Origin of the sequence: Streptomyces sp. NPDC056361, assembly GCF_042262805.1 — a bacterium.
Taxonomy (GTDB): domain Bacteria; phylum Actinomycetota; class Actinomycetes; order Streptomycetales; family Streptomycetaceae; genus Streptomyces.
Genome location: NZ_JBHJQI010000119.1, coordinates 1 through 26,731, shown reverse-complemented (window position 1 = coordinate 26,731; position 26,731 = coordinate 1). Strand labels below are relative to the sequence as shown.

Genomic DNA, 26,731 nt, shown 5'->3' with positions numbered 1-26,731 from the left:
GTCATCGCCCTCGACGGCGCCGCCGGTGCCGCGTCCCGCACCGGCGGCGCGGACCCGGAGAGGGGCTGGCGCCTCCACCCCGAGCGGGTCCTCGTCCCCGGCGACCGGGTCGTCGTGGCCGCCACCCGCCGCGGCCTGGCCGAACTCCTGGGCAGGGGCGCCCGGAACGGCCCGCGGGGCCAGGGCGAAGGGGCGGACAACTCCGTACGAACGGAGGCGGGTTGACCGTAGGATCTGACCGCTCGCGTGCCGAACCGGCCCGCCTCCGGAGTCAGGAGTCCCTTCCTTGAACACACCGCACAGCGCCGCCGCGGGCCGCGCCCCGTACCGCATGGACACGTCGGGCGGCTGCCCGCACGCGGCGAACGCCCGGCTGCTCGCCGAGGGCGCCGTGACCCCGGTGATCCTGCCCGGTGAGATCGAGGGCATGGCGGTGCTCGGCCACGACGCCCTGCGGGACTTCCTCACCCACCCCGACGTCGCCAAGGCCCCGCACCACTTCACCGCGCTCGCCGAGGGCCGCATACCCGAAGGCTGGCCGCTGCTCACGTTCGCCACGGTGCCGGGCATGACCACCGCCGACGGGGCCGACCACCGCCGGCTGCGGACCCTGGTCAGCAGCGCCTTCACGGCCCGCCGGGTCGAGGAGCTCCGCCCGCGCGTGGAGGCGGTCACCGCCGGACTGCTCGACGGACTCGCCGAGGCCGCCCGTGCCGCCGACGGCGTCGCGGACCTGCGCCGCCACTACGCGCTCCCGCTGCCGCTCGGCGTCATCTGCGAACTCCTCGGCGTCGACCCGGTCCACCAGGACCGGCTGCACCGTCTGTCCAGCCTCGTCGTCGCCACCGACACCGGGCCCGAGGAGGCCGTCGCCACCAACCGCGAGCTCGCCGAACTCCTGGGATCCATCGCCGCGGCGAAGGCCGCCGCCCCCGGCGACGACCTGATCAGCGCCCTCATCGCGGCCCGGGACGAGGGCGGCGACCGGCTGAGCCAGCCCGAGCTCATCGGCACCCTGGTCCTGATGATCATTGCGGGCCACGAGACCACCCTGAACCTCGTGACGAACGCGGTCCGGGCCCTCTGCGCCCACCGCGACCAGCTCGCCCTCGTCCTCGAAGGCCGCGCCGGGTGGGCGGACGTCGTGGAGGAGACCCTCCGCTGGGACAGCCCGGTCAGCGCCTTCCCGTTCCGCTACCCCACCCGTGACCTCACCGTCGACGGCACCGTCATCCCCCGGGGCACCCCGGTGCTCGCCGGGTACTCGGCGGCCGGCCGCGACACGAAGGCCCACGGCCCGGACGCCGACCGCTTCGACATCACCCGCACGCCGACGGTGAAGCACCTCTCGCTCGGCCACGGCCCCCACTACTGCCTGGGCGCCCCGCTCGCCCGCATGGAGGCCGAGATCGCCCTGGAAGCGCTGTTCACCCGCTTCCCGGACCTCGACCTGGCCCTCCCGGAGGACGAGCTGACCCGCCACGCGGGCTTCGTCGGCAACAGCGTCCGCGCCCTCCCGGTCCGCCCCGGGGCCTGACGGTCCACGCCCCCCGCCGGACGTACGCGCCCCCACCCAGGGGTGGCTCCCGGTCCCTCCCCGTGACCGCGGGCGCGCCGGTTCAGCCGGTGCGCCCCCACGTGGTCACGGGGGACGCCCGCAGGGAGGAGACGAGCCGCAACAGGCGGTCCTCGTTCCCGGAGAGGCCGGCGGCGCGGAGCGCCTCGTCCGCCTCCGCCATGGGATGGGTGAGCATCAGTCCCGCGTACGGGGCGAGCTGCGGGTCGGTCAGCACGGCCTGGGTGGACTCGAGCAGCCGCAGGTACGCCTGGGCCGCCGCGCGCTCGGTTGCGGTGAACGTGGTCATGTCGGGCTCCCTCTCGACAGTTCGGCGCTCACCACCCTCTCGCACGGGTCTGACAATCGGCCTCAGCCCCGCCCGCCGAGGTGGTCGCGGAGTCGATCGAGGAAGACCCGCTGACCCGTCACGAGCAGGGGGGCGGCGGCCTCCGGGGCGAACCAGCCCACCCGGTCGATCTCCGGGAACTCGGCCGTGACGCCGGACCGGGGCGGCCATTCCATGGTGAAGGTGCCCGGCACGACCCGCGCGGGATCGAGATCGCCCTCGACGGCCCAGACGGTGACGAGCTTTCCGCTGCGCTGCCGGGCCTCCCCGAGCGGGACCCAGTCGCCGTCCGGGGCCGCGAGCCCCAGCTCCTCCCGGAACTCCCGCCGCGCGGCGTCCTCGGCGGTCTCGTCGGGCCCGTACTGCCCCTTCGGGATCGACCAGGCCTCCTCCTCGCGGGACTCCCAGAAGGGCCCGCCCATATGACCGATGAGTACCTCGACGCCCTCGCCCTCCGTGCGGCGGAAGACCAGGAGACCCGCGCTGCGTGTGTCCGGCATGGGGCCCAGTGTGGCCGAACGCCCCCGCCGGCGCAGCCCCGCCGGCCGTCCCGGTCCCGGCCGTCCCGGTCCCGGCCGTCCCGGTCCCGGCCGTCCCGGCCCCGGACGGTCCGGCTCTCACTCCTCGGCGGCGACCACCACGGGACCGCCCGCGCGGTCGACGCCGCCGGTCCACCGGTCACCGAGCCGCACCGAACGCCAGGGGACCAGCGTCCCCGCGACCCGCTCCCGCCTCAGGGGGACGCCGTCCTGGTGGACGGTCACGACCGGTCGCACGAGCCGCCGCTCCGCCCGTACGAGCAGGGGGACGGCCTCCGGGCCGAGGAGTCCGGGCGTCACCCACCGCAGGGGCCCGGCCGTCACCACCGGAACCCCGCCGGCGGGCCAGGGCCGGCCGGCGAGCCGGGCGAGGACGGCGCCGGTCACGGCGCGGCCCTCGGCGGCGGCCCGCTGGGCCGGCTCCCCGCCGTGGAGGAGGTTGCCGACGGCGAAGACGCCGGGCTCGGCGGTACGGAGGCCACCGTCCGTCAGGGGGCCCCGGGTGCCCGGTGCGAGCGGCAGCCCGAGGAACCTGACCAGCTCGTGGTCGGGGATCCAGTCGCCGGTGAACACCACGGTGTCGCACCGCAGCACGGTCGTCCGCCCGTCCTCCCCGCGGACCGCGACACCGGTCAGCCGGCCGCGTCCGATCAGTTCGGTCACGACCGCGCCGGCGAGCACCGGCACGGCGGCCCCGAAGGCCCCGGCGGTCCCGGGCGGCGCGCCGACCACCGCGGCCACCGCGACGCCTGCCTCCCGCAGCGTACGGACCGCGTGCCGGGCCACCGGGTCGCCGCCGACGACCACCGCCCGCCGCCCGACGTGTCCGCCCCGTGCGCCGAAGCGGGCGACCGTCCGCTGGAGCTCGCCGGTGGTCAGGACCCCGGCGGGCCGCGACCCGGGCACCAGCCGGGCGCTGCGCGGCCGTTCGCGGGCCCCCGTCGCCAGGACGACCGTGCGGGCCCGGATCCGCTCCGGACCGCTCGGGGCGGTGACGTCCAGGGTCAGCGGCCCGGCCCAGCCGGTGGCCGAGACGCCGGTACGGACGGTGGCGCCGGCCCGTAGCGCCGCCCGCACCGCGCGCCGCGCGTACGCGGGGCCGTCCAGGGGGTGGCCGAGGGCGTCCGCGCCGAACCCCGGCCGGACGCAGTGCCGGGGGACCCCGCCCGCGGCCGGCTCCCGTTCCAGCACCTCGACCCGGCCCGCGCCCGCCGCCGCGAGGCCGGCGGCCGCGGCGAGCCCGGCGGGTCCCGCGCCCACCACGAGCACGTCGACGGTACGGGTCACCTGGCGCCCTCCTCGTACTCCCGGCTCAGCGCGTTCAGTTCCGCGCCGCAGAAGTTGCCCTGGCAGCGCCCGCCGCGGGCCCGGGTCCTGCGGCGCAGTCCGTCCGGCCCCGCCGGCGGGATGGTGGAGGCGAACGCGGCCCGCACCTCGCCGCGGGTCACCCGCTCGCAGTGGCACACGATCGCCCCGAACTCCGGGTCGCGGGCGATGAGTCCGGCGTCGCGGTACGGCCGGGGGAAGGCCTCGCCGATGTTCGGCATGCGGACCGGGGCGAGGGGCCGCTCGGGACCCGGGTCGAGCCCGCAGTCGGCGAGGAGCCCGAGCACGTGGTCGGCGATGGCGAGGGACGCGGTGAGCCCGGTGGAGCGGATCCCGCCCACCGTCACGTACCGCAGCGCCGGGTGGGCGGCGATCCGGTAGTCCTCCTGGCCGGTGGCCGCCCGCAGGCCCGCGTAGACGGCCGTGACCTCCTCGTCGAGGAGCGCGGGGAGGATCCGGCCGCCCTGCTCGCGCAGCCCGGAGAGCCCCTCGGCCGTCGTGCCGGTGGCGGTCTTGTCGTCCAGGTCCTCGGCGGTGGGCCCGAGCATCACGTTCCCGTACACGGTCGGCGAGACGAGCACGCCCTTGCCGAGGGGGCCGGGGACCGGGAGCAGGATGTGCCGGACGAGGTCGCGGGCGAACTTGTCGAAGACGAGGAGCTGTCCCCTGCGGGGGGTGACGGTGAAGTCGGCGCGCCCGAGCAGCGCGTCGAAGCCGTCGGCGTGCAGCCCGCAGGCGTTGACGAGGTGGCGGGCGCGGAGCACTCCCCGCCGGGTGACGAGCCGGTGGTGGGTGTCGCCCGGACGCACCTTCTCCACCCGGCAGTTCAGATGCAGGTCCACCCCGGAGCGGACGGCCTGTGTCGCGTACGCCAGGGTCGTCGTCCACGGGCAGATGACGGACTCGCCGGGCACTTCGAGCGCCGCGAGCGCGCCGTCGCCCAAGTGCGGCTCCCGCACGGCGAGTTCCGCTGCCGTCAGGAGGCGGGTCGTGCGGTGGCCGTTGCGTTCCGCCTTCTCCGCCAGGCGGGGGAGGGTGGCGCGCTGCCGCTCGTCCCAGGCGACGAGCAGCGCGCCCAGCGGCTCCACGGGGATGCCCGCCTCCCGCGCGTAGGCGTCGAGCAGCCGGTGCCCCTCGCGGACCAGCCGCGCCTCCAGGGTGCCGGGTGCCGCGTCGAAACCGGTGTGCAGGATGGCGGTGTTGGCCTTCGACGTGCCGTCGCCGACGTCGTTCGCGGCCTCCACCAGCGCGACCCGCAGCGGATGGCGGGCGAGCGCGCGGGCGACGGCGCAGCCGACGACCCCGGCGCCGACGACCACGACGTCGTACGCCGCGGCCGGGCCGGCCGGCAGCGGACCCGTGCGCGTGACGCCCATCAGACCGCCCCCGGGGCGTCGCCGCCTCCGGTACGCGCGACCAGCGCCGACACCTCCGTACGGAACCGGGTGAGCCGCGCGGCCGCCTCGTCGCCCGAGATCCGCGGTTCGTACACGGCCGCGGGCTTCCACGCCGGCACGGCCTCGCGGAGGGTGAGCCCCGGGTGGCGTCCGAGCCTGGCGACCGCGCCCACTCCGAGGGCCGTGGCGTCGGGTGACGAGGAGACCTCGACGGGGAGTTGCAGCAGATCGGCCTGGGTCTGCATCAGCAGCGCCGATCGGGTCAGGCCGCCGTCGGCGCGCAGTGCGGAGGGCGGCGCGCCCCGGTCCGCGGCGGCGGCCGAGGCCAGCTCCACGACCTGGGCGGCGATCCCCTCGCACAGGGCGCGGACCAGGTGGCCGGGCCCGGTGTCGAGGCCGAGCCCGGTGAGCGAGCCGCGGACGTCACCGCGCCACCAGGGCGCGGCGAGCCCCGCGAACGCGGGCACGAAGGTGACGCCGCCGGTGTCCGGTACGGCGCCGCCGACCGCGTCGAGCTCCTCGGCCCCGGCGATCACTCCCAGGTCGGTGAGCCAGCGGACGGCCGAGGCGACCGTGTACACCTGCCCGTCCAGGCAGTGGGTCACCCGGCCGCCGAGCCGCCAGGCGACACAGCCGACCAGGCCGGAGGAGGGCCGCACGGGCAGGGGCCCGGTCTGCGCGAGCAGGAAGGCCCCGGTCCCGTAGGTGCACTTGGCGGCGGCCGGGTCGTCGGCGCTCTGGGCGAGCAGGGCCGCCTGCTGGTCCACCAGGAGGCCGGTGAGCGGCAGCGGCGGACCGAACGCCGTGGTGGTGCCGGCCGGGGTGTCGCAGTCCACCACCCGGGGCAGCCGCTCGCCGCCGAGCCCGTACAGGTCGAGCGCGGCGTCCGACCAGGAGACCGTGTCGAGATCGAGGAGTCCGGTCCGTCCGGCGGTCGCCGCGTCGGTGACGAACGCGCCCGTGAGGCGGTGGACGAGCCAGGAGTCGCTGGTGGTGACGACGCCCGCGCCGGTGGCGTGGCGGCGGATCCAGGCCATCTTCGGCGCGGCGAAGTAGGGGTCCACCGGGAGGCCCGTCAGGTGCCGCAGCCGCTCGGCGTGCGCGTCGAGTCCGGCGCAGACCTCGGCGGCCCTGCGGTCCTGCCACACCAGTGCGTCGGTGAGGGGTTCGCCGGTGGCCGGGTCCCAGGCGAGCACGGTCTCGCCCTGGTTGGCGAGGCCCACCGCCTCGACGGGGGTGCCCGCCTCGGCGAGCGCCGCCCGGCCGGCGGCGACCACCGAGTCGTACAGCTCACGCGGGTCGACCTCGACGAGCCCGCCCGGCAGGTAGCGGGGCCTGACCGGCGCCGTGCCGCTGCCGATGACGCCGCGCTCGGGGCAGAGGACGAGGGCCTTCGTGCCCGACGTCCCCTGGTCGACGGCGAGTACCGGGCCGCCTGTCATCGTGCTGCTCCCGTCCCTGGACCGCACGGTGATCATCCGATCACCGAAAGGGGTCAGGGTGCCGTCGCGGCGGTCCGGCGTCAAGCCTCGGCGGCCGTTCCCGTCAGGTCCGTCGATCTACCTGACAGTAAGTCAAATTCAGTCGTTGGCCTGATAGTTACTGTCCCGAAAGAAAGTGGACCGGTCGCATCCATCGCCCTCTATAGTGATCGCCGATCAACGGCCGGGACACCCGCCGGGGGACTGACCACCCCCTCCAGCCACCGAGGACCCATGTCATCCACACCACGCCCCACCCCCTGATGGCCGCGCACGGCTTCCGGCCCGTCTACCACCCCGCGGGCCACGACCACGCCCTGCGCAACGCCGTCCAGGACTTACGCACCGGCCGCTGGGTGGCCATGGCCCGACTGCTCGACGAGACCACCGGCTGGGACGGCTGGACCCGCCGCACCCAGGTGCTCGCCGCCGTCGCCGCCGGCACCGACGTCGTCCACACCTGGCGCGCCGAACAGCCCGAGAGCACCGCCGCCGCCGTGATGCACAGCCGCGTGACCGTCGAGCGGGCCGTCCGCGCCCACCGCGCCGGCCACGCCCGCACCAGGGAACTCTGGCAGGAGGCCTGGACCGCCTGCCGCGACGCCGCCGAACGGTCCCCCGCCGACCCGGTGCCCTGGGTGGGCCTCATCGCCCTCGCCGCCCTCGACGAGCGCCAGCGCATGGCCGAACACCGGCTCACCCCGCCCGCCCCCATGCTGCCGCCCGGCCCCTGGGGCCTGCTCGCCGAAGCCGAGAAGCGCGACCCGTACAACCGCGAAGCGCACCACCGCATGCTCCAGTTCGTCTACGCCCGCCGCTCCGGACCGCTCTCCGAGGCCGTCAACTACTCCCACTGGGCCGCGTCGGCCGCCCCCGTCGGCTCGGCCCTGCACGCGCTCCCGCTCTACGTGCGCGTCGAGCGGTACCGCCGCGAGCGCGGCCACGAGCGCGCCCTCGACCTCCACTGGGTCGCCGAGGACGCCATACGCGACGCCCGCCGCGCGCTCGACGACTGGTTCCTCTTCTGCGCCACCGACGAGGCCTCGCTGCTCGACCTCAACCACCTGGCCCACGCCCTCTTCGGCGCCCTCCGCTTCCCCGACGCGGCCCGGGTCTTCGAGGCGCTCGGCCCGTACTACACGACGCTTCCGTGGGCCTACCGGACCGCCCGCCCGGACGACCGCGACCTGGCCGAAGAGGTCTTCCTGCGCGCCCGCGCCCGCTGTCTCGCCGACTGAACCCGGCCCGGCGCCCCACCGCGTACGCCCCACCCCGCTCACCGCCCGTCCCCCCCCCGGAGGTACCCATGTCCCGCACCGCAGTCCCCGCCGAAGCGATACACGAACCACCCGCCGTCCACGACGAGGAGGCGCGGCTGAGAGAACTCGGCTACCAGCCCGTCCTCGCCCGCCGGATGGGCGGCTTCGGCAACTTCGCGATCAGCTTCTCCGTCATCTCGGTCCTCTCCGGCTGCATGACCCTCTACGGCTTCGGCATGGGCACCGGCGGCCCCGCCGTCATGCTCTGGGGCTGGGTCGGCGTCGGCCTGTTCGTGCTGTGCGTGGGCCTCGCCCTCGCCGAGGTGACCAGTGCCTACCCGACCTCGGGCGCGCTCTACTACATGGCGGACCGGCTCGGCGGCCGCCGCTGGGGCTGGTACACCGGCTGGCTGAACCTGCTCGGCCTCCTCGGGGCCATCGCCGGCATCGACTACGGCGCCGCCCTGTTCACCGGCGCCTTCCTCAACCTCCAGTGGGGCTTCGAACCCACCGCCGGCTCCACCTTCCTGATCTTCCTCGCGATCCTGCTGCTGCACGCCGTCCTGAACCTGTTCGGCGTCCGCCTCGTCAGCGTGCTCAACTCGGTCAGCGTGTGGTGGCACCTCGCCGGTGTGGCGCTCATCGTCGGCGCCCTCGCGTTCGTCCCCGACCGCCACCAGTCCGTCGGCTTCGTCTTCACCGAGTTCGTCAACGACACCGGCTGGGCCAACCCCTTCTACGTCGCCGCCATCGGCCTGCTCCTCGCCCAGTACACCTTCTCCGGCTACGACGCCTCGGCCCACCTCTCCGAGGAGACGTCCAACGCCTCCGTCACCGCCGCCAAGGGCATCGTGCGGGCCATCTGGGTCTCGTGGATCGCCGGCTTCGCGCTCCTCGCCGGACTGAGCTTCGCCATCCAGGACTACGCCGCCACCCAGGCCAGCGACACCGGCGTCCCGCCCGCCCAGATCCTCCTCGACGCGCTCGGCTCCGGCGCCGCCACCGCCCTGCTGCTCGTCGTCATCGTCGCCCAGCTCTTCTGCGGCAACGCCGAGGTCGCCGCCGCCAGCCGCATGGTCTTCGCCTTCAGCCGCGACAACGCCCTCCCCGGCTCGGCGCTCTGGCGGAAGGTCAGCGGCCACACCCAGACCCCGGTCCCCGCCGTCTGGCTCGCGGTCGCCGTGGCCGCGCTGCTCGCCGTCCCCTCGCTCTACTCCGCCACCGCGTACGGCGCCGTCACCGCGATCAACGTCATCGGCATCACACCCGCCTACGCCATCCCGATCTACCTGCGGCTGCGCGCGGGCGACCGCTTCGTCCCGGGGCCCTGGAGCCTGGGCCGCTGGAGCAAGCCGATCGGCTGGACCGCCGTCGTCTGGGTCGCCGTCGTGACCGTCCTCTTCTGCCTGCCGCAGAAGTCCCCGGTCACCGTCGACAGCATGAACTACGCGGTGATCGCGCTCGCCGTCGTCCTCGTCCTGGCCAGCGTCTGGTGGTACGTGGCCCGCCGCTCGTACGGCACGCCGACGGCGTACGGGACGGCCCGCGAGGAGGCGGAGATCGCGGAGGGCATCGTCTAGGACCCTGCGGCACCCGGCGGGAGACCCCCCGCTCCCGCCCGTGTCCGGGCCCGCACGCGCCCGTGCCCCGTGACCCGCCGACGCGGATCACGGGGCACGCGCGCGTGCGGGGTCAGGCGCTGAACTCGTAGGTCCAAGGCGCCGACTGGGCCGAGAAGTCGATGTCCGTGATCTCCAGGGCGTGCCCGTGCTGGTCGCTGACCACCCGGTGGACGAGCAGCCGGGCCGCGCCGCCGGCCGTCGTCGTGGTGGGACCCGGCGGCATGCCGACCGACTCCCGGTGGGTGATCCGCAGCCCCGCCTGGTGCATCCAGTGGTAGAGCAGGCGCAGGTCGGGCTGCCGGTGGCAGTCCCGGCCCCGCCGGTAGCGGGCCAGTTGGGGAATCTCGGTGAGCGCCGGCCGGGAGAACCACGACACCGCGCGCTGGAGGGCCGACCCGTGCGGCCCGAGCACCTGGTGCCGGTGGACGAGGGTCGGCTCGCCGGGGGCGAGGAGCAGGCGGGGCGCCAGCGGAGTGGGCGGCGGCTCCCAGGTCAGCGAGGCCCGCACCAGCGCCTCGGCCGCGCGGGGGCCGCCCGGGAAGGTCGGCCGACGGGCCGTCAGGGCGGGCCCCGCCGGTTCGGCCGCGGTCGTGTCGCCCGCGCCGGCAGCGAACGTCCCGCGCCGGTCGGTGACCACGAGCCGCTCGTCCCTGAGGAGCTGGAGCGCGCTGCGTACCGTCTGCCGGTTGACGTGGTAGCGCTGGACCAGGGATCGCTCCGACGGGAGCCGGCTGCCGGGGGAGATGTGCCGTTGGGCGAGGTCCTCGCGCAGGGCGGCGGCGACCCGGAGATAGAGCGGCGGTTCCGCCGCCGCCTCGGATTCGGGCTCGGCCATGTTCAACCCTCTCTTCGCTCAGCGTGACCGCATGGGTCGTGTGGGTGATCAATTCCTATCATTGGTCTAAACCATTTCGCTAGGGCGGCCCTGCAGAGTGGCCGAAAGGCGCACCGCGCCTTGTAATGGGGAAGCAGGTGACAGGCACGAGACCGCTGCGGCGGAAGAAGGGGGTGGGGCCGGATGACTACACCGTCGGAGCGCGCCGCACTGGGCAAGGCGGCCCGCAAGCGGGTGTCCCGCTCGTCCCACGGCCGCTGGATACCCAGCTCCCAGCGCCCCGACCCGGTGCAGGTCCTGGAGCGCGAGGCCGTGGACCGGCTGACCGACCTCGCCCCCCTCCGGTACGGCAGGATGGCCGCCTCCCCCTTCGCCTTCCTCCGCGGCGCCGCCTCCGTCATGGCCGCGGACCTCGGCGCCCAGCGCCACACCGGACTCACCGTCCAGCTGTGCGGCGACGCCCACCTGCTCAACTTCGGCGTCTACGCCTCACCCGAACGGACGCTGCTCTTCGACGTGAACGACTTCGACGAGACCCTCCCCGGCCCCTTCGAATGGGACGTCAAGAGGCTCGCCGCCAGCGTCACCGTCGCCGCCCTCCAGAACGGCAGCGCCAAGCCCAAGGCCCACCGCGCCGCCCTCGTGGCCGTCGAGTCCTACCGCACGACCATGCGCCGCCTCGCCGAGCTCGGCGAACTCCCCGTCTGGTACGAGCGGATCGCCGCCGACGACGTGCTGTCCCTGGTCCGCCACGGCGAACAGGCCCGCGTCACCGACCGGCTCGCCCGCGCCCGCCGCCGCACCAGCCTCCAGGCCCTCGGCAAACTCACCGAGACGGACGGCACCGGCAGTCGGCGCTTCATCGAGGACCCGCCCCTCCTCGAACGGGTCACCGACATCGACCGGGTCACCCTCGGCAAGATCTTCAGCGACTACCGCAGCTCCCTCGCCGAGGACCGGCGCGTCCTCCTCGACCGCTACCGCTACGTGGACGCGGCCCGCAAGGTCGTCGGAGTCGGCAGCGTCGGCACCCGCTGCTTCGTCCTCCTCCTCGAAGGACGCGACGCCTCCGACCCGCTCGTCCTCCAGATCAAGGAAGCGGGCACCTCCGTCCTCGAGCCGTACCTCGCGCCCTCCGCATACGACCACCAGGGCCACCGCGTCGTCTCCGGACAGCGCCTCATCCAGGCCGCGAGCGACATCTTCCTCGGCTGGATGACCGGCCCCCAGCAACGCCACTTCTACTGGCGCCAGCTGCGGGACATGAAGGGCTCGGCCGAGGTCGAGACCATGTCCCCCGGCACCCTGCGGGACTACGCGCGGCTCTGCGGCCGGGCCCTCGCCCGCGCCCACGCCCGCTCCGGCGACCGCATCGCCATCGCCTCCTACCTCGGCTCCACCGACGTCTTCGACCGCGCCGTCGCCGACTTCTCCGTCGCCTACGCCGGCCAGAACGCCGACGACTACGCGAGCCTCGGCGCGGCCATCGCCGCCGGCATGATCACGGCGGCCCCGGTCGCCTGACCGGCCGCGACGGAGGCGAGGGACCGCCACCCCCGTATCACCGGAGGTGGCGGCCCCTCACCCGAACGGCCCTACGCGTCGCGGCGCAGCGGCGGCTCCGCCGGAGTGTCCCGGACCGGACCGAACAGCACCGCCCGCGCCACCGCCGGCGCGAACAGGGCCGTCAGCGGGGCGGTCAGCGTGAGCGCCGCGCGGAACGGCGCCCCGACGACCGGGTCGCCCGCCGCCCGCTCCTGGACCCGGCGCAGGTACCAGCCGACCGCCTTGTCCGCCGGCCCCGGGCGCGCCGCGTCGCCGGTGGCGCCGGGCATCTTCTTGTCGGCACCCGCCGAGATGTCCCAGGCCTGCTTCGACGCGTCGAACAGGGCGCGCTGCACCTGGTGGGTGGTCGGCGTGCGCTTCGGGTCGGTGAGCGCCCGGCGCAGCGCCACCGCGCTCATCGCGGCGACGGCCATGCCCTGCCCGTAGATCGGGTTGAACGCGCAGAGCGCGTCACCGGTGGCCAGGAAACCGGCCGGCCGGCGGCCCGGGCGGTCGTACCGGCGGCGGATGTTGGCGGTCTTGCGGAAGCCGTACACCGGCGATTCCGGCTCGGCCCGCGCCAGCCAGTCGCTGATCACCGGATGCGGCAGCCGCTTCGCGTACTCCTCGAACGCGCCCTCCTCGGTGGGCGGTTCGTCGCCGCGCAGCCCGGACAGCGTCACCAGGTGCCGGCCGTCGCCGAGCGGCAGCACGACACCGCCGTACACCTGCGCGGGGTTGGGCACCAGGTAGTAGCCGACCGCGTCCGTGCCCGGGACGTCGGCGGGCGAGCGGTAGACCCGGGTGGCGTACGCGAGACCGGTGTCGAGGGTCTCCTCGTGCGGAGCCTCCGCGCCGATCCCCGCCAGCCAGTCGGCGGCCTTCGTGGACCGCCCCGAGGCGTCCACCACCAGATCGGCCTCCAGGACGCGGGTCTCCTTGTCCGCCCCCGCGCCGCGCTCGCGCAGCCGTACGCCCGTCACGCGCGAGGAGTCACCGGTCAGGCCCACCGTCTCGGTGCCCTCGACCAGCTCGATCCGCGGATCGGCGAGCACCCGCTGCCGCACCAGCCACTCCAGCTGGGGCCGCGGACCGGTGTAGAAGTGCGCGGTGGCGGGCGTCCGGCGGAACCACTGGCCGTTCTGCCACTGCACCATGTCCTCGGGCACGCCCACCTTCGGCGCCCCCAGCTCCCCCAGCTCCGCCATGAACCCCGGCAGCAGCTCGTCGAGCGCCCGCTGCCCGCCCGCGATCAGCACGTGCAGGTGCCGTCCCTGCGGCACCCCCGACCGCGCCTCCTGCCCCTCCGGATACCGGTCGCGCTCCACCACCGTCACCCGCTCCGCGTGCTCCGCAAGCACCCGTGCCGCGAGCAGCCCAGCGAGACTCCCCCCGATGACCACCGCATGACGCGTCCCCCGGTGCCCCAAGTCGTCGGTCATACCCGCCCTTTCCTCTCCCGGAACCAGAACTCCCCAGTATCCACGCCCCCACCGTCCCCGTCGCCCCCGCCCGGCCCCGCCCCGGACCCGTAGGCTGGGTCCATGGCATCCGAACGCCCCATCGGTCCCACCGGCTTCAGGTAGCTGCCAGGAGATCCCTGGCGGTCGTCACCTACGGAGCCGTATGTCACGCACCGCCCATCACATCCCCGTTTCACGCCGCCCCTTTCCGGACGACCGGCTCCGGGGCGACCCCTGGTGTTCCGCGGTCGTCCGGGACCTCAGGTACAGCGCCGAACGCCTCGCCGAGGCGGCGCGGGAACACACCAGACCCCGGCCCGAGGCCGTCCGCCGGGCCGTCGACCTCTACACCTGGCCCCGCTTCCGGCAGGACCGGTCCGTCGCGCGCTGGTCGGCGCGGGACGAGCGCAGGGCGCGGCAGCGGCTGCGCACCCGGATGCGGACGCTCACGCGTCTGGTGAACGGCACCGGCGCGACGATCGCCCGCACGGCCCCGGACACCGTGGACGTCCCACCGACGCGTCACCGGCGTGACGCGCTCTGGCTCGCCTAGGTCCTGTCCGGAAAGCAGCGCCGTCTGCCCGCAGGGCAGGGCCTGGAACAGTCGGCGAAGGCAGGGGACCGGTCGTGCCGCGCCCGGCCCCCGCCCGGGTTCCTCCCGTCCTGCCCCCGCCCCGCCCTTGCGGTCCCCCGACGCGTCACGCCTCGTCGAGCTCCGTGAGGGCGCTGGTGAGCCACTGGACCCAGAAGCGCTCCATGTCGATGCCGCCGCGCAGGACGAGGTGGCGGAGGCGGTCGGGTTCGGTGCGGCGGCGGTCGGTGGGGAAGTCGCGGGTCTCGATGGCGAGGTACTCGTCCAACTGCCGGCGGTGCAGGTCGAGGTGGCGCCGGAGTTCGGCGCGGAGTCCGGGGGCGCCGACGACGGCGGCGGCGCGCATGCGGAGGAGGAGGGCGGCCCGCATGGGCTTGGGGTCCTCCGCGCGGGCGACCCAGGTGCTCAGCTCGGCCCGGCCCGCGGGGAGCACCTCGTACTCCTTCTTCTGCCCCCGCGCGGGCACCGGGGCGGGCAGGGCGCGGATGTGCCCCGCCCGCTCCAGTTTGCCGAGCTCGCGGTAGATCTGCTGGTGCGTGGCCGACCAGAAGTAGCCGATCGACTTGTCGAAGCGGCGCGTCAGTTCGAGGCCGGAGGACGGCTTTTCGAGCAGCGCGGTGAGGATCGCGTGCGGGAGGGACATGCTCGCATCCTAGGTTCGGCCGGCCACGGTGATCACGGAGCGGGCGTCACAGGGTGGCCGCGAGGCGGGTGCCCTGGTCGATGGCGCGCTTCGCGTCCAGCTCGGCGGCCACGTCGGCGCCGCCGATCAGGTGCGGGGTGCGGCCCGCCGCGACCAGCGCGTCGTACAGGTCCCGCTTCGGCTCCTGTCCGGAGCAGAGGACGACGGTGTCGACGGGCAGGAGCTGCTGCTCGCCGTCGATGGTGAGGTGCAGGCCCTCGTCGTCGATCCGGTCGTAGGAGACGCCGGCGACCATGGTGACGCCCCGGTGCTTGAGTTCGGTGCGGTGGATCCAGCCGGTCGTCTTGCCGAGTCCCGCGCCGACCTTGGAGGTCTTGCGCTGGAGGAGGTGCACCTGGCGGGGCGGAGCGTTGCGCTCGGGCGTGCGCAGGCCGCCGCGGTTCTCGTAGGAGGTGTCGACGCCCCACTGGCGGAAGTACGTCTCGGGGTCCTGGCTCGCGCCCTCGCCGCCGTCCGTCAGGTACTCGGCGACGTCGAAGCCGATGCCGCCCGCGCCGATGATCGCGACCCGGTCGCCGACGGGCGCACCGTCGCGCAGCACGTCGAGGTAGCTGACGACGCTGGGGTGGTCGACGCCCGCGATGGCGGGCGTGCGGGGGGAGACACCGGTGGCGACGACGACCTCGTCGTAGCCGTCCAGGTCGCCCGCGGCGACCGGGGTGTTCAGCCGGACGTCGACGCCGCGCTCGGCGAGCTGGACGCGGAAGTAGCGGAGCGTCTCGTCGAACTCCTCCTTGCCGGGCACCTGCTTGGCGACGTTGAGCTGGCCGCCGATCTCGGCGGAGGCGTCGAAGAGGGTGACGGCGTGGCCGCGCTCGGCCGCCGACACCGCGCAGGCGAGACCGGCCGGGCCGGCGCCGACGACGGCGACGCGCTTGGCGAGGCGGGTGGGGGAGAGGACGAGCTCGGTCTCGTGGCAGGCACGCGGGTTGACCAGGCAGGACGTGATCTTCAGGTTGAAGGTGTGGTCCAGGCAGGCCTGGTTGCAGCCGATGCAGGTGTTGATGGTGTCGGCGCGGTCGGCGGCCGCCTTGGCGACGAAGGCGGGGTCGGCGAGGAACGGCCGGGCCAGCGACACGAGGTCGGCGCGGCCGTCGGCGAGGATCTCCTCGGCGACCTCGGGCGTGTTGATGCGGTTGCTGGTGACCAGCGGCACGGAGACCGCGCCCATCAGCTTCTTGGTCACCCAGGTGTACGCGCCGCGCGGCACCGAGGTGGCGATGGTGGGGATGCGCGCCTCGTGCCAGCCGATGCCGGTGTTGATGATCGTCGCGCCCGCGGCCTCGATCTCCTTGGCGAGCTGGACGACCTCCTCCAGGGTGGAGCCGCCGGGGACGAGGTCCAGCATGGACAGGCGGTAGACGAGGATGAAGTCCTCGCCGACCCGCTCGCGGATCCGCCGGACGATCTCCAGGGGGAAGCGGACGCGGTTCTCGTAGGTGCCGCCCCAACGGTCGGTGCGCTGGTTGGTGGCGGCCGCGATGAACTCGTTGATCAGGTAGCCCTCGGAGCCCATGACCTCGACGCCGTCGTAGCCGGCCTCCTTGGCCAGCTCGGCGCAGCGGGCGTAGTCCTCGACGGTCTGCTCGACCTCGGCGTCGGTCAGCTCGTTCGGTACGAAGGGGCTGATCGGCGCCTTGAGCGCGCTGGGGCCGACCAGGCCGGGGTGGTAGGCGTACCGGCCGAAGTGCAGGATCTGCATCGCGATCCGGCCGCCCTCGGCGTGCACGGCGTCGGTGATCAGGCGGTGCTCGGCGACCTCATCGGCGGTGGTCAGCTTGGCCCCGCCGTCCCACGGCCGCCCGGCCTCGTTGGGCGCGATGCCGCCGGTGACGATCAGGCCGGCGCCGCCCTTGGCCCGCTCCGCGTAGAAGGCGGCCATGCGCTCGAAGCCGTGCTCGGTCTCCTCGAGGCCGACGTGCATCGAACCCATGATCACCCGGTTGGGCAGGGTCGTGAACCCGAGGTCGAGCGGGCTCAGCAGGTGCGGGTACGGGGTCATGGGGGCGCCTCCTCGCGCAGGATCGTCGACCTCAGTTCTAGGGGACCCCCTCTCGTTATGCAACTAGTTGCAGAAGATTCGGGACGTGACGTCTACTACTCGGTAACCACGGGGGCTGCTCGTGACCGCGGGGGCTACTTGGCAACCACAGGGGCTGCTCGGCAACCACGGGTGCTGCTTGGCAGCCACGGGGACCGCTCGGTGACCACTGGTGCCGCCGCTCAGGAAGGCGAGCCGCCCACCGCGTGTGCCCCGACCCAGGCGTCCAGGTCCTCCGGCGTCCGGGGCTCCGGGGCGTCCGGGGCGAGCAGGCCCCGCGCGCGCAGGAGGCGGGCCACGGCGGTCCCCCAGGGCCGGCGGAGCCTGGCGTCCGCGAGCAGGGCGTCGTCGGCGAGGAGCTCGGCGACCGGCCCCGTGCGGAGACCGGAGGGAGCGAGGACCGCCGCCTCGTCGGCCCAGCGCAACGCCAGGTCGACGTCGTGCGTCGCCATCACCACGGTCGTGCCCGACGCGCGGAGCCGCCCGAGGGCGTCGAGGAGCATCTCCTGCCCGTGCGGATCGAGGCCGGCCGTCGGCTCGTCCATGATCAGGACCCGGGGCCGCATCGCCACGGCGCCGGCGATGGCGGCCCGCTTGCGCTGCCCGTACGACAGCAGGTGCGTCGGCCGGTCCGCGAGCGCCACGATGTCCAGCGCCTCCAGCGCCTCGCGCACCCGGAGCCGCACCTCCTCCTCGGGCAGCCCCAGGTTCATCGGCCCGAACGACACGTCCTGGCCGACCGAGGCCGCGAACAGCTGGTCGTCCGGGTCCTGCACCACGAGCTGCACGGTGGTCCGCAGCCGGGTCAGCCCCCGGCGGTCGTACGCCACCTCCGCACCGTCCAGGAGCAGTGACCCGCTCCCGCACCGCAGCCCGCCGCTCAGCAGCCGCAGCAGCGTCGTCTTGCCGCTGCCGTTGCGGCCGAGGAGCGCGACGGCCCGCCCCTGCGCCACCGCGAAGTCCACCCCCGACAGGACGGCCGGCCCGTCCTCGTAGGCGAACCCCGCACCCACCAGCTCCACGACGGGCTCCGCGCCCCGGGGCGTCGTCGCGTTCTGAGGCGTCGTCGTGTTCTGAGACGTCACGGAAGGAGCCTTTCCAGTACGAAGGTGAGGGCGACGAGCCCCCCGAGCAGCACGGCCGTCGCCGCGAGGAACCGGCGGGAGATCCCGCACGCGGGCACGAGCACCCGCAGCGTCCCGTCGTAGCCCCGCCCGGCGAGCCCCGACTGCAGGCGCTGCGCCCGGTCGAAGGCCCGGACGAACGTGGTGGCGCCGAGCCCCGCGAGCGAACGCCAGGTCGCGGCCCGGGTGGTGTGCCCCAGCCGGGCCGCCTGGGCCTGCCGGATCCTGGACAGCGAGTCGAGCAGCAGGAAGATGATCCGGTACATCACGAGCGCCACGTCCACCACCGGCGCCGGCACCCCTGCCCGGACCAGCCGGGGAAGCACGTCGGACACCGGCGTCGTGAACGCGAACAGCAGCACCCCGAGCGAGGCCGACGCGGTCCGCAGCAGCAGCCCGCCCGCGTGCGCCGGGCCCCCGGGCGCCAGTGCCACGATGCCCCGCGCCCCGCCCACCTCGAACAGCAGGGGGACCGCGCCCGTGACGCAGAACCCGAGCGGAACGCGAAACGCCCGCCACAGCTGACGGCCCGGCACGCCGGCCGGCCCGAGGAGCACCCCGAGCGTCACCGCGGCCACCAGCACCGCGCCCGGCCACGGCGGCAGAGCCACCGCGCACAGCGTCAGACCGAAACCGAGCAGCGCCTTCTCGGCAGGATGGCGGGAGCGCCAGCGACTGCTGTGCGCCGCCGCGTCGATGGGCAGCATCGGCGACTACGCGTCCCGCCCGTCGACGGGCCGGGCAGCGGCCCCCGTGCCGCCCTCGTCCGCCGCCGCTCCGTCCGCCGCCGCTCCGTCCGCTGCCGCTCCGTCCGCTGCCGCTCCGTCCGCTGCGGCTCCGTGCGCCACCGCTCCTTCCGCCTCGGCCATGGCCGCCGCGGCCCGCGCCTCCCCCTGCCGGCGGCCGCGCCGCAGGCCGAAGTAGTACGCCAGGACACCGGCGCCCAGGGCCGCCTGGAGCGCGAAGAGCGCCGACTCGATCTCGCCGGACGGCGGCTCGTACAGGGGGCTGAACCAGGGCTTGTAGTCGGGATCGAGTTCGGTGATGGCCGTCTCGGCCTCCCCGTCGGACCCGCTGAACGGCTGCTCCTTGTGGTCGCCGAGACCCAGCGCGAGCGGCAGCACCGCGAGCGCGACGACGACGAGCAGCAGCAGTCCGTTGATCCTCGCGTTACGGCTGATCTTGACGCTCATCGCGCGGCCGCCTCCTTGTCGAGCGCGGTCCGCGGCCGGGGGAGGACACCCAGCCGGGTCAGCTCGCCCTTGCTCGACTGGCTGAGCAGCCGCATCACGAGCACCGTGAGCAGGCCCTCGCTCACCGCCAGCGGAATCTGCGTCACCGCGAAGATCCCGCCGAACTTGGCCAGCGCGCCCGGCACTCCCGTACCGGCGTCCGGGAACGCGAGCGCCAGCTGCACGCTCGTGACGCAGTACGTGGACAGGTCGGCGACGAACGCGCCGAAGAACACGGCGACCATCAGCGGCGTACCGAACCGGCGCAGCAGCCGGTACGTCCCGTACCCCGCCCACGGCCCGACGACCGCCATCGAGAAGGCGTTGGCGCCGAGCGTGGTCAGGCCGCCGTGGGCGAGCAGCAGCGCCTGGAACAGCAGGGTGATCGTGCCGAGGACCGCCATGATCGGCGGCCGGAACAGGATCGCCCCCAGACCCGTACCGGTCGGATGGGAACAACTCCCCGTCACCGAGGGCAGTTTGAGCGCGGACAGGACGAACGTGAAGGCGCCGGAGGCGCCGAGCAGCAGCGTGGACTCGGGGTTGGACCGCACCTCGCGGGTCAGCGCGCGGACCCCGTGGACGACGAACGGGGCGGCCGCGACGCCCCAGGCGGCGGCGTGAGCGGGGGGCAGATACCCCTCGGCTATATGCATGGTCGGGAGACCCTCTCCAGCACCTCGTGGATGGACAACGCACCCTGGCCGGTCTCCTGGCTGACGGTCATGCCGTCCGACTCCGCCTTCCCACACCGCGACGGTCTCCCGCCGCGGTCCAGTGGCTTCCCCGAGGGTGTTCCCCGCGGGGGTGGAGCCGGACCTCCCGATCACAGTGGCGAGGGCCGCACCGGTACTTCACCGGTTTCCCGTACACCAAGGCCCTGCGACATTAGTGGGTTGACCTGCTGCATCACAACACGGCCGCCACCCGCCGCGCCCCCTCCGTCACTCCGCGCACTCGCCGCGCGGGCTCACTCCTTGCGGTACGCGTACGCCTCCGAGGCCGCCGCCACCACCGCGTCGAGGTCCCCACCCGCGCTCGCCGTCACCAGCGCCGCGACCGCGCCCTCGACGAACGGAGCGTCCACCAACCGCGCACCCGCGGGCAGTTCGTCCCCCTCGGCGAGCAGCGCCTTCACCGTGAGCACCGCACTCCCCAGATCGACCAGGAGCGCCACCCCCGCCCCCCGGTCCACCGCCTTCGCCGCCTCGGCGATCAACTCCGAACTCGTCCCCAACCCCCCGTCCGGCGTTCCCCCCGCCGCCGCCACCGGCGCGAGCCCCCCGCCCCCCGCAAGCCCCCGCGCCAGCTCCGCCACGGCCACCGCGACCGCCGCACTGTGCGACACGAGCACGATGCCGACGGACGCGGAGGCGCCGGGCGTCGAGCCGGTGGACGTCGAGGCGTCGGACGCGGAGGCACCGGACGCCGAGCCGCCGGACGCGGACGCGCCGGGTGCCGAGCCGGTGGATGCCGAAGCGCCGGGCGTCGAACCGTCGAAACCGCCGGTCGCCGTGCTCACGACGCCCCCTCGGTGCGCGCGGTCGCGGCCAGCGTCGAGAACAGCAGCGCCGACGACGTCGCCCCCGGATCCTGGTGCCCGACCGACCGTTCGCCGAGATAGCTCGCCCGGCCCTTGCGCGCCCGCAGGGGTACGGTCCCGAGGGCACCTTCCTCGGCGGCCGCGGAGGCCGCGCCGAACGAGGTCCGCAGGCCTTCCACGGCCGGCACCAGTGCGTCCAGCATCGTCTTGTCGCCCACCTGAGCCCCGCCGAGCTGGGACACGGCGGCGACGCCCGCACCCAGCGCCTCGGCGAGCTGCGTCCGGTCGAACCGCTCGTCCTCGCCGAGGGTCTTGCCGGTGCGGCGCAGCAGCGTTCCGTAGAGGGGCCCCGACGCGCCGCCGACCGTGGAGATCAGCTGCCGTCCGGCGGTGGTGAGCACGGCGCCGGGTGTCGTCGGCGGTTCCTTGGCCAGCGTCTCGGCCACGGCGGCGAATCCCCGCTTGAGGTTGGCGCCGTGGTCGGCGTCGCCGATCGCCGAGTCAAGCTCGGTCAGCCGGTCCGCCTCGCGCTCCACGGCCTCGGCGACCGCGGCCAGCCAGCGCACCAGGAACTCCGCACCGAACGTCTCCGTCATGCCCTCTCCCACTCCCACTACCTCGCCCACTGCCTCTCCCTCGCCCGTTCCCGTGTCCGCCGGTGTCCCCACGGCCCGGCTCACCGGCCCCAGCGCAGGGCGGGCGTCTGCACGGGCGCGTCCCACAGCCGCAGCAGTTCGTCGTCCACCTCGCACAGCGACACCGAGCAGCCCGCCATGTCGAGCGAGGTCACGTAGTTCCCGACCAGCGTCCGCGCCACCGGCACGCCCCGCTCGGCGAGCACCCGCTGCACCTCCGCGTTGAAGCCGTACAGCTCCAGAAGCGGCGTCCCGCCCATGCCGTTGACCAGCACGAGCACCGGACCGGTGGGACCCAGGTCCTCGACGACGGCGTCCACGGCGAAGTCGGCGATCTCCCGCGACGTCATCATGGCCCGGCGCTCCCGGCCCGGCTCACCGTGGATGCCGACGCCCAACTCCAGCTCCCCGTCCGGCAGGTCGAAGGTGGGACTGCCCTTCGCGGGCGTGCTGCACGCGCTCAGCGCCACGCCGAAGGACCGCGACCGCTCGTTCACCCGGCGGGCGATCGACTCCACCCGCTCCAGCGGCGCGCCCTCCTCGGCCGCCGCCCCCGCGATCTTCTCCACGAACAGGGTGCCACCGGTCCCGCGCCGCCCCGCCGTGTACAGACTGTCCGTCACCGCCACGTCGTCGTCGACCAGCACCTTCGCGACCTGGATGCCCTCGTCCTCCGCGAGCTCCGCCGCCATCTCGAAGTTCAGCACGTCCCCGGTGTAGTTCTTGACGACGAACAACACCCCGGCCCCGCTGTCCACCGCCGCCGCGGCCCGCACCATCTGATCGGGCACCGGCGACGTGAACACCTCCCCGGGACACGCCGCCGCCAGCATCCCCGGTCCCACGAACCCCCCGTGCAACGGCTCGTGCCCCGACCCGCCCCCGGACACCAACGCCACCTTCCCCGCCACCGGCGCGTCCCGCCGCACCACGACCCGCCGCTCCACGTCCACGGTCAGCTCGGGATGCGCCGCCGCCATCCCCCGCAGCGCATCGGCGACGACGGTCTCCGGAACGTTGATCAGCATCCTCACGGGTATCTCCTCATGAATCCAGCAGGCAAGCCGATGGGTAGGGTTTTTGCAGGTCAGGGTAGGTGAGAAGAGTTGTGGATCTTGGCGGTTCTCGGCCTGGAATGGCCCTTCTATGTGGTGCTGGTGCTGAGCTCATGCCGACTTTTCTGACGATAGATCAGTTCAGGTTCGTGTCGATGGGCTTTGCACGTGCGCAGCATGGCGAAATTATCGACGCCCGACCGCGTACCCGCACAGGTGTGGAAGTGGTCAGGAGTGTCGGCGTCCGGTGACACGGTGGGCTGGAGGAAGCATCCGTCGACAGCGGAGGCGCCCTGGGCGGGATGACTCCCGCCCGGGCGGAGGCGGCAGAGTCGGCGACTGGGTCGAGGTGAACACGTCGAGTTCGCCTACACGCCCACCGACAGCTCCTGGCTGAACCGCATCAAGGCCCAGTTCACCGCCCTGCGCTACTTCAGCCTGGACACCACCGACCACCCCACCCACAAGGCTCAGGGCGGCACGATCCGCCGCTACATCCGGCGAAACGGGCACGCCGCCGACAAGCGCCTCCCCACCGTGATCAACAGAGCCGGCGTCGCTTGACGCAGCGCCAACGCCACATCGTGATGCCGCCACCTGTCAGTTACTGCGTACTGCCGTCGTCGAGTCCCGCGATGACTCTGATGTCTGCTTCGGACATGCCCAGAACCTTGGCGATCTCCTGGATGAGAAGCGGCTCCGGGTTATGCCTTCCGCTGCGAAGCATGTGGATGGTGGACATCGAACGTGCGGTCTCCCTTGCCATCCTCTTGACCGGAATCCCGCGCAGGTCCATCAACCCGGTGAGCACCCTCCCGAACGGATGTGGCTCCAGCCGACCGGCAGGGGCAACGGCAGGACCGAGGACCACGTCGTCGATCTTGGCTTGAAATCGGATCAGTCGGTCATCCGTAAACCCGACCTTCGCGACGAAGGGCAGGCTCTCATCACCGCCGGAACCAACCGTGCCCGGCACTGACACCTCAGTGAACCTGGAAGGGTGACCATGGCGATCACTCCCGATCTCCAGGGGCAGACCTGGTTCGACGTGGCTGACCTTCCAGTCGCGGTTCCACCAGGGATGGTCCTGTAGTACTTCGTTGAAGAAAGGGGGAAGGACGGCGAGATCCACCGGGTCCGGAGGGTTCTTCTGACCTCCCCAGATGATGCCGGGCCAGTAGGTCAACGCCGCGATCACGTCCACCGTCAGCATGCGGTTGGCAATCCCCATGTCCGTACTCTCCCCTCAGCCGACAGAGCGACCTGCCGAGACCGGGCAAACGTTGGCTGACGCGGCACTATCGGTCCGCTACGAGGCGACCGTCCTCACAGTGGCCATCGGCGAATGGCTGTGACCAGCACACATCAAGCGCGTCCAAAACAAGCCCGCAGGCATGGAGGTGCTCTCATTCCACGGCAGCATCGAGGAGAATCTGCGCCAGCTCGCGCGGCTGGGAGAACATCGGCCAATGGCCGGTGTCCATCTTGACCAGCCGCCAGCGCTTGCTGTTCAGCAGCTCGGCCACATCTTCGTCGGGCTCGGCGTCGTCTGGCTCGGCCCCCGGCATCACGCACAGGATGTATGTCGCCGGAAGTTCACCGAGCGGCCCCGCCAGCACAGCGGGCTCGGTCAGCGTGGCACCTGGGTGAGGCGTCGAGCCACGCACGAGGCGTGCGATCTGCTCATCGGTGAGACCTTCGCCGTCGTAATGAGCAGCTGGCGCGAGCGGCCAGAACCCTCCGTTCTCGGCGATCGATGCCTCCACTGCCGCCCCACCGTCCGGCCAGGCGGAGACAAACGACTCGCCGTCAGTTGGAACACTTGAGTCGACGAACACCACGCGGGCCAGTCGGTCACCGATCCGCTCCGCGGCCTGACCGACCGGGATGCCCGAATAGCTGTGACCCACCAGGACTACGTCACGCAGACCCTGGCGTTCCACCTCGGCAACGATGCCCTGGACGTGAGTCGCTTGCCCCGCCGGTACACCCCGCTTGTCAGCAAGACCGGACAGCGTCAACGGATGGACGCCGTGGCCGGCCGCACGCAGATACGGCACCACGTCGCCCCACGCCCACGCCCCGAGCCGTGCACCTGCAACCAGCACGAAATTCACCATGCCCGCACCGTAGCCGGGCAGCCTGACGATCCACTAGACGAGTCATTCCGAAGTGATCGTGATCAGCTTGTCGATGGGCCAAGGGGCCATTCGACGGCCTGCTGCTGGCCCGTGGACATGCATGCCTCCTGCGCCAAGGCGGGCTTTGCATCCCTCGAGAAGCCGGCGAAGTAGATGACGTTCGCCGCACGATGGAGGCCGGAGCTGGTGCTGCTTGTCCCGGGCCGCTCACGGCAGCTGCCGAATCCCTCCCCGGGGTTCAGCTTAGCTGGTCGCGCACGAGATCAAGGAATGCCTGTCGGCTCGGATGTATGTGCGCCCAGACCTTCTCATCCTGTGGCTCTCCCGGGTCTTCGGGGCCCTTCCTGATCACCTCCTGTACTGCCCACGCGAGGCTACGTGCCGCTTCGCCGACCTCGGACGTGCACAGTACGTGGATCGTCTTCTGCATCACCCACACCCTGTCAAGGACCTGCCTTGCCCTGGCCGTCCACTGCTCGTCAGCCAGGTTGTGGTGATACCGATCCACCGCGACTCGTTCAGCTTCCTGCACCGCAGACAGAAATTCGATGAGGTGAGTGAGACGCTCGTTGCGGCGCGCCTCGGCAAGTTCACGAACATTGCGGCGCGCCTCGCCGCGTTCCAAGGCGCGTCCTGCCGAGCGCTGGGCCAGCATTGACATGAGCCCGCCGAGCAGGACGCCGATGAGCGGCGCAAGCGTTGTCCACACAACGTCCGACTATGACACACCGATGGCATGAACACGGCACGAGGTTCGGGCAATCCCGGGCCGGGACCGGGACGCGCAGACGGCCAGGTCGTCGCAGCCTGCGACAACGGCGCAGCAGACGGCGGAAGATCTGAGATCACACTGCGCCTGGCCGACCGCCTCATCGCCGCGGGTAAGGACTTCGAACTGCTCGTCGTCCCCGGCGCCGAGCGCACGTTCATCGACCACCTGGCCTACGTCCGCAAGTGCTGCTGGGACTTCCTGGTGCGCGAGCTGATGGGCACGCAGCCGCCCGCCCACTGCCCGGCCCCCATCGCCATCAGCCCGAGATGCTCGCCGAACTGTTCGCCTGATCGCGACACCGCGGACGAGGAACCTGCCGGGCTGGACGTCTCGGTGGACCAAGCGCACAAGGCGGTCCTTGATGCCTTCGCCGCGTGGCAGCTGTCGTCGGGGAGCAGCGGTGAGGACGTGCCGGCGCAGCGGCTCGTGCGTCTGCTCGCCGAAGAGCGCAGGTGAGGCAGCGGCACGTTGAGGCCGCCCAGGGAGTGCAACGGGAAGGGAACACCGTGGCGGACGAGCAGGAGCCGGCTGGGGATCTTCCCGAGGACCTCTCCATGGCGGCAGAGGACCTATGGCCCTCTCAAGTCCTTGGCATCGCTGCCGTGGTCTGTCCTTGTGGTGGCAGCTGACGCCTGTCAGGGATGCGTACGAAGACGACTGGTGGTCGTCAAGATCCCGTCAGGGGCCGGCGAGACGTGTGGGGACGCGGGCATAGCTTCGAAGCCGTGCCGGATCGCGGTTACGCGACCGGCAGCTGTCCATCCGTTTCGAGGTTCCTCAAGGAGCGCCTCATGTGCCTCTTCCAGTACGACGACGATCCCGAGCCCGAGGAACCCGACCCGGCCGGGCCCTTGTACGTTCCGGTCCGGCCGGGAACACGCGCGATGGCGGTCCGCCTCTTCCGCACGCCGCTGGGCAGCCGTACCGCCGTCGGATTCACCACCGCGGAGAGGCTGACCGCCACACTCGGCGCGGAGCAGCCTTGGATCCGGCTCTCGGAGCCGGTCCTGCGCTCGTTGGCCGCGCCGCTCGGCGCAGAGCTGCTGACCGTCGACCCGACGCTCACCGCACCCGCGGTCACCAGTACCTCGGCCTCCGCCCTTGCGTCGCGGATGGGGCCGGCCGCCCGCGAAATCGGCCAGGCGGCCCGGACCGCCTGACCGTGCTGCACACCACGCCCCGCCGGTTCCGCCACGACGAACCGGCGGGGCGCGGTCATGGCCCGGACGGTGTGGCCGGACTGGCCGCGGCGGCTGCCACGACGGGGCTCGCGGGCTGACCCCGCGCGTCAGCCGACGTGGACGCGGGGGCGCAGGTTCCGGTCGGGTTCGGCTTCGCGGAGGACTTCGCGGGTGACGGGGGCGACTTCGCCTTGGCCGAGGAGGAAGAAGCGGAGGAAGTTGGCGAAGGGGTTGCCCTCGGTCCATTCGAAGTAGACGTGGGGGCGGGTGCCGGTCAGGTCGCGGGCGTGGAGGAGGAGGGCGGCGAGCGCGTTGGGCACGGAGGAGGATTCGACGGTCAG

General features: G+C 73.2%; 26 protein-coding genes, 3 pseudogenes and 1 riboswitch. Of the genes and pseudogenes, 9 read left to right on the top strand and 20 right to left on the bottom strand.

The annotated features are described in order from the left end of the window. Positions 1-225 (top strand): annotated as a pseudogene (locus ACFCY7_RS30105) (potassium transporter TrkA); the annotation flags it as partial. A 106-nt stretch (positions 226-331) separates the two neighbouring features. Continuing rightward, positions 332-1,537, top strand: coding sequence for a cytochrome P450 (locus ACFCY7_RS30100; protein WP_376489212.1), 1,206 nt, complete (start codon positions 332-334; stop codon positions 1,535-1,537). 82 nt (positions 1,538-1,619) lie between these two features. Here ACFCY7_RS30100 and ACFCY7_RS30095 read toward each other — a convergent pair whose 3' ends face one another. From ACFCY7_RS30095 to ACFCY7_RS30075, 5 genes are all read right to left on the bottom strand, one after another. Beyond that, positions 1,620-1,865, bottom strand: coding sequence for a hypothetical protein (locus ACFCY7_RS30095; protein WP_376489209.1), 246 nt, complete (start codon positions 1,863-1,865; stop codon positions 1,620-1,622). 62 nt (positions 1,866-1,927) lie between these two features. Then, on the bottom strand, positions 1,928-2,404 hold the full coding sequence (locus ACFCY7_RS30090) for an NUDIX domain-containing protein (protein WP_376489208.1): 477 nt from the start codon (positions 2,402-2,404) through the stop codon (positions 1,928-1,930). Between the two features lie 117 nt (positions 2,405-2,521). Further along, a complete protein-coding gene (locus tag ACFCY7_RS30085) occupies positions 2,522-3,730 on the bottom strand; it encodes an FAD-dependent oxidoreductase (RefSeq protein WP_376489207.1) in 1,209 nt (402 codons plus the stop codon). Next, complete coding sequence (locus ACFCY7_RS30080) at positions 3,727-5,145, bottom strand: FAD-dependent oxidoreductase (protein ID WP_376489206.1); 1,419 nt, start codon at positions 5,143-5,145, stop codon at positions 3,727-3,729. The genes ACFCY7_RS30085 and ACFCY7_RS30080 overlap by 4 nt, the downstream gene beginning before the upstream one ends. Further along, positions 5,145-6,608: an FGGY family carbohydrate kinase gene (locus ACFCY7_RS30075; RefSeq protein WP_376489205.1), complete on the bottom strand. Its 1,464-nt coding sequence runs from the start codon at positions 6,606-6,608 to the stop codon at positions 5,145-5,147. Before ACFCY7_RS30075 ends, ACFCY7_RS30080 begins: the two co-directional genes overlap by 1 nt. A gap of 302 nt (positions 6,609-6,910) precedes the next feature. Here ACFCY7_RS30075 and ACFCY7_RS30070 point away from each other — a divergent pair, with 302 nt between their 5' ends. Next, the gene (locus ACFCY7_RS30070; RefSeq protein WP_376489204.1) at positions 6,911-7,885 is read left to right on the top strand and encodes a hypothetical protein; all 975 of its coding nucleotides are present in this window, start codon (positions 6,911-6,913) and stop codon (positions 7,883-7,885) included. A gap of 68 nt (positions 7,886-7,953) precedes the next feature. Then, positions 7,954-9,486 carry an amino acid permease gene (locus tag ACFCY7_RS30065; RefSeq protein WP_376489203.1) on the top strand — a complete coding sequence of 511 codons (1,533 nt, stop codon included), beginning with the start codon at positions 7,954-7,956 and terminating at the stop codon, positions 9,484-9,486. A gap of 112 nt (positions 9,487-9,598) precedes the next feature. Here ACFCY7_RS30065 and ACFCY7_RS30060 read toward each other — a convergent pair whose 3' ends face one another. Continuing rightward, entirely contained in the window at positions 9,599-10,363 is a 765-nt protein-coding gene (locus ACFCY7_RS30060) for a GntR family transcriptional regulator (protein ID WP_376489202.1), read from the bottom strand. A 183-nt stretch (positions 10,364-10,546) separates the two neighbouring features. Between ACFCY7_RS30060 and ACFCY7_RS30055 the strand changes: the two genes are divergently transcribed. Next, positions 10,547-11,887: a DUF2252 domain-containing protein gene (locus ACFCY7_RS30055; RefSeq protein ID WP_376489201.1), complete on the top strand. Its 1,341-nt coding sequence runs from the start codon at positions 10,547-10,549 to the stop codon at positions 11,885-11,887. A 71-nt stretch (positions 11,888-11,958) separates the two neighbouring features. On the opposite strand, the gene ACFCY7_RS30050 is transcribed toward ACFCY7_RS30055, so the two are convergent. Next, positions 11,959-13,350, bottom strand: coding sequence for an FAD-dependent oxidoreductase (locus ACFCY7_RS30050; protein ID WP_376489200.1), 1,392 nt, complete (start codon positions 13,348-13,350; stop codon positions 11,959-11,961). Between the two features lie 184 nt (positions 13,351-13,534). On the opposite strand from ACFCY7_RS30050, the gene ACFCY7_RS30045 reads away from it, so the two are divergent. Beyond that, on the top strand, positions 13,535-13,924 hold the full coding sequence (locus ACFCY7_RS30045; RefSeq protein WP_376489199.1) for a hypothetical protein: 390 nt from the start codon (positions 13,535-13,537) through the stop codon (positions 13,922-13,924). A gap of 145 nt (positions 13,925-14,069) precedes the next feature. Here the strand turns inward: ACFCY7_RS30045 and ACFCY7_RS30040 are convergent, their stop codons facing one another. From ACFCY7_RS30040 to dhaK, 9 genes are all read right to left on the bottom strand, one after another. Continuing rightward, positions 14,070-14,606: a PadR family transcriptional regulator gene (locus tag ACFCY7_RS30040; protein WP_376489198.1), complete on the bottom strand. Its 537-nt coding sequence runs from the start codon at positions 14,604-14,606 to the stop codon at positions 14,070-14,072. A gap of 46 nt (positions 14,607-14,652) precedes the next feature. Beyond that, positions 14,653-16,668 (bottom strand): FAD-dependent oxidoreductase, encoded by a 2,016-nt coding sequence (locus tag ACFCY7_RS30035; RefSeq protein ID WP_376489197.1) that lies wholly within the window; start codon positions 16,666-16,668, stop codon positions 14,653-14,655. A gap of 221 nt (positions 16,669-16,889) precedes the next feature. After that, on the bottom strand, positions 16,890-17,792 hold the full coding sequence (locus ACFCY7_RS30030) for an ATP-binding cassette domain-containing protein (protein ID WP_376489196.1): 903 nt from the start codon (positions 17,790-17,792) through the stop codon (positions 16,890-16,892). Further along, complete coding sequence (gene cbiQ / locus ACFCY7_RS30025) at positions 17,789-18,538, bottom strand: cobalt ECF transporter T component CbiQ (protein WP_376489195.1); 750 nt, start codon at positions 18,536-18,538, stop codon at positions 17,789-17,791. The genes ACFCY7_RS30030 and cbiQ overlap by 4 nt, the downstream gene beginning before the upstream one ends. A gap of 6 nt (positions 18,539-18,544) precedes the next feature. Next, on the bottom strand, positions 18,545-19,012 hold the full coding sequence (locus tag ACFCY7_RS30020) for an energy-coupling factor ABC transporter substrate-binding protein (RefSeq protein ID WP_376489211.1): 468 nt from the start codon (positions 19,010-19,012) through the stop codon (positions 18,545-18,547). A gap of 8 nt (positions 19,013-19,020) precedes the next feature. After that, positions 19,021-19,719 carry an energy-coupling factor ABC transporter permease gene (locus ACFCY7_RS30015; protein ID WP_376489194.1) on the bottom strand — a complete coding sequence of 233 codons (699 nt, stop codon included), beginning with the start codon at positions 19,717-19,719 and terminating at the stop codon, positions 19,021-19,023. A gap of 28 nt (positions 19,720-19,747) precedes the next feature. Then, a riboswitch (cobalamin riboswitch) is annotated at positions 19,748-19,955 on the bottom strand. Between the two features lie 78 nt (positions 19,956-20,033). After that, positions 20,034-20,420, bottom strand: coding sequence for a PTS-dependent dihydroxyacetone kinase phosphotransferase subunit DhaM (locus ACFCY7_RS30010; RefSeq protein ID WP_376489210.1), 387 nt, complete (start codon positions 20,418-20,420; stop codon positions 20,034-20,036). 161 nt (positions 20,421-20,581) lie between these two features. Continuing rightward, positions 20,582-21,202, bottom strand: a complete 621-nt coding sequence (dhaL, locus tag ACFCY7_RS30005; RefSeq protein WP_376489193.1) for a dihydroxyacetone kinase subunit DhaL — start codon at positions 21,200-21,202, stop codon at positions 20,582-20,584. Between the two features lie 80 nt (positions 21,203-21,282). Further along, positions 21,283-22,275: a dihydroxyacetone kinase subunit DhaK gene (dhaK, locus tag ACFCY7_RS30000; protein ID WP_376489192.1), complete on the bottom strand. Its 993-nt coding sequence runs from the start codon at positions 22,273-22,275 to the stop codon at positions 21,283-21,285. 349 nt (positions 22,276-22,624) lie between these two features. On the opposite strand from dhaK, the pseudogene ACFCY7_RS29995 reads away from it, so the two are divergent. Further along, positions 22,625-22,860: pseudogene (locus ACFCY7_RS29995) on the top strand (IS630 family transposase); the annotation flags it as partial. A 40-nt stretch (positions 22,861-22,900) separates the two neighbouring features. Here the strand turns inward: ACFCY7_RS29995 and ACFCY7_RS29990 are convergent. The 3 genes from ACFCY7_RS29990 to ACFCY7_RS29980 all read right to left on the bottom strand — a co-directional run bounded on the left by ACFCY7_RS29990 (position 22,901) and on the right by ACFCY7_RS29980 (position 25,146). After that, the gene (locus ACFCY7_RS29990) at positions 22,901-23,527 is read right to left on the bottom strand and encodes a multiprotein-bridging factor 1 family protein (protein WP_376489191.1); all 627 of its coding nucleotides are present in this window, start codon (positions 23,525-23,527) and stop codon (positions 22,901-22,903) included. Positions 23,528-23,702: 175 nt separating this feature from the next. After that, on the bottom strand, positions 23,703-24,416 hold the full coding sequence (locus ACFCY7_RS29985; RefSeq protein ID WP_376489190.1) for an alpha/beta fold hydrolase: 714 nt from the start codon (positions 24,414-24,416) through the stop codon (positions 23,703-23,705). Positions 24,417-24,675: 259 nt separating this feature from the next. Further along, positions 24,676-25,146 carry a hypothetical protein gene (locus ACFCY7_RS29980; RefSeq protein WP_376489189.1) on the bottom strand — a complete coding sequence of 157 codons (471 nt, stop codon included), beginning with the start codon at positions 25,144-25,146 and terminating at the stop codon, positions 24,676-24,678. A gap of 27 nt (positions 25,147-25,173) precedes the next feature. Between ACFCY7_RS29980 and ACFCY7_RS29975 the strand changes: the two genes are divergently transcribed. Together ACFCY7_RS29975 and ACFCY7_RS29970 are read left to right on the top strand one after the other, a co-directional pair. After that, positions 25,174-25,665 carry a hypothetical protein gene (locus ACFCY7_RS29975; protein ID WP_376489188.1) on the top strand — a complete coding sequence of 164 codons (492 nt, stop codon included), beginning with the start codon at positions 25,174-25,176 and terminating at the stop codon, positions 25,663-25,665. A gap of 335 nt (positions 25,666-26,000) precedes the next feature. Continuing rightward, complete coding sequence (locus tag ACFCY7_RS29970) at positions 26,001-26,369, top strand: SAV_915 family protein (RefSeq protein WP_376489187.1); 369 nt, start codon at positions 26,001-26,003, stop codon at positions 26,367-26,369. Positions 26,370-26,497: 128 nt separating this feature from the next. Here the strand turns inward: ACFCY7_RS29970 and ACFCY7_RS29965 are convergent. Further along, positions 26,498-26,731 (bottom strand): annotated as a pseudogene (locus tag ACFCY7_RS29965) (amino acid transporter); the annotation flags it as partial.

Bases quoted from the DNA above. Each gene is read 5' to 3' on its own strand.
- cbiQ (WP_376489195.1), bottom strand. From the start codon at position 18,538: ATGCTGCCCATCGACGCGGCGGCGCACAGCAGTCGCTGGCGCTCCCGC.
- ACFCY7_RS30070 (WP_376489204.1), top strand. From the start codon at position 6,911: ATGGCCGCGCACGGCTTCCGGCCCGTCTACCACCCCGCGGGCCACGAC.
- ACFCY7_RS30075 (WP_376489205.1), bottom strand. From the start codon at position 6,608: ATGACAGGCGGCCCGGTACTCGCCGTCGACCAGGGGACGTCGGGCACG.
- dhaL (WP_376489193.1), bottom strand. From the start codon at position 21,202: ATGACGGAGACGTTCGGTGCGGAGTTCCTGGTGCGCTGGCTGGCCGCG.
- ACFCY7_RS30090 (WP_376489208.1), bottom strand. From the start codon at position 2,404: ATGCCGGACACACGCAGCGCGGGTCTCCTGGTCTTCCGCCGCACGGAG.
- ACFCY7_RS30060 (WP_376489202.1), bottom strand. From the start codon at position 10,363: ATGGCCGAGCCCGAATCCGAGGCGGCGGCGGAACCGCCGCTCTATCTC.
- ACFCY7_RS29985 (WP_376489190.1), bottom strand. From the start codon at position 24,416: ATGGTGAATTTCGTGCTGGTTGCAGGTGCACGGCTCGGGGCGTGGGCG.
- ACFCY7_RS30050 (WP_376489200.1), bottom strand. From the start codon at position 13,350: ATGACCGACGACTTGGGGCACCGGGGGACGCGTCATGCGGTGGTCATC.
- ACFCY7_RS30065 (WP_376489203.1), top strand. From the start codon at position 7,954: ATGTCCCGCACCGCAGTCCCCGCCGAAGCGATACACGAACCACCCGCC.
- ACFCY7_RS29975 (WP_376489188.1), top strand. From the start codon at position 25,174: ATGAACACGGCACGAGGTTCGGGCAATCCCGGGCCGGGACCGGGACGC.
- ACFCY7_RS30035 (WP_376489197.1), bottom strand. From the start codon at position 16,668: ATGACCCCGTACCCGCACCTGCTGAGCCCGCTCGACCTCGGGTTCACG.
- ACFCY7_RS29970 (WP_376489187.1), top strand. From the start codon at position 26,001: ATGTGCCTCTTCCAGTACGACGACGATCCCGAGCCCGAGGAACCCGAC.
- ACFCY7_RS30045 (WP_376489199.1), top strand. From the start codon at position 13,535: ATGTCACGCACCGCCCATCACATCCCCGTTTCACGCCGCCCCTTTCCG.
- ACFCY7_RS30080 (WP_376489206.1), bottom strand. From the start codon at position 5,145: ATGGGCGTCACGCGCACGGGTCCGCTGCCGGCCGGCCCGGCCGCGGCG.
- ACFCY7_RS30095 (WP_376489209.1), bottom strand. From the start codon at position 1,865: ATGACCACGTTCACCGCAACCGAGCGCGCGGCGGCCCAGGCGTACCTG.
- ACFCY7_RS30055 (WP_376489201.1), top strand. From the start codon at position 10,547: ATGACTACACCGTCGGAGCGCGCCGCACTGGGCAAGGCGGCCCGCAAG.
- ACFCY7_RS30015 (WP_376489194.1), bottom strand. From the start codon at position 19,719: ATGCATATAGCCGAGGGGTATCTGCCCCCCGCTCACGCCGCCGCCTGG.
- ACFCY7_RS30040 (WP_376489198.1), bottom strand. From the start codon at position 14,606: ATGTCCCTCCCGCACGCGATCCTCACCGCGCTGCTCGAAAAGCCGTCC.
- ACFCY7_RS29990 (WP_376489191.1), bottom strand. From the start codon at position 23,527: ATGGGGATTGCCAACCGCATGCTGACGGTGGACGTGATCGCGGCGTTG.
- ACFCY7_RS30100 (WP_376489212.1), top strand. From the start codon at position 332: ATGGACACGTCGGGCGGCTGCCCGCACGCGGCGAACGCCCGGCTGCTC.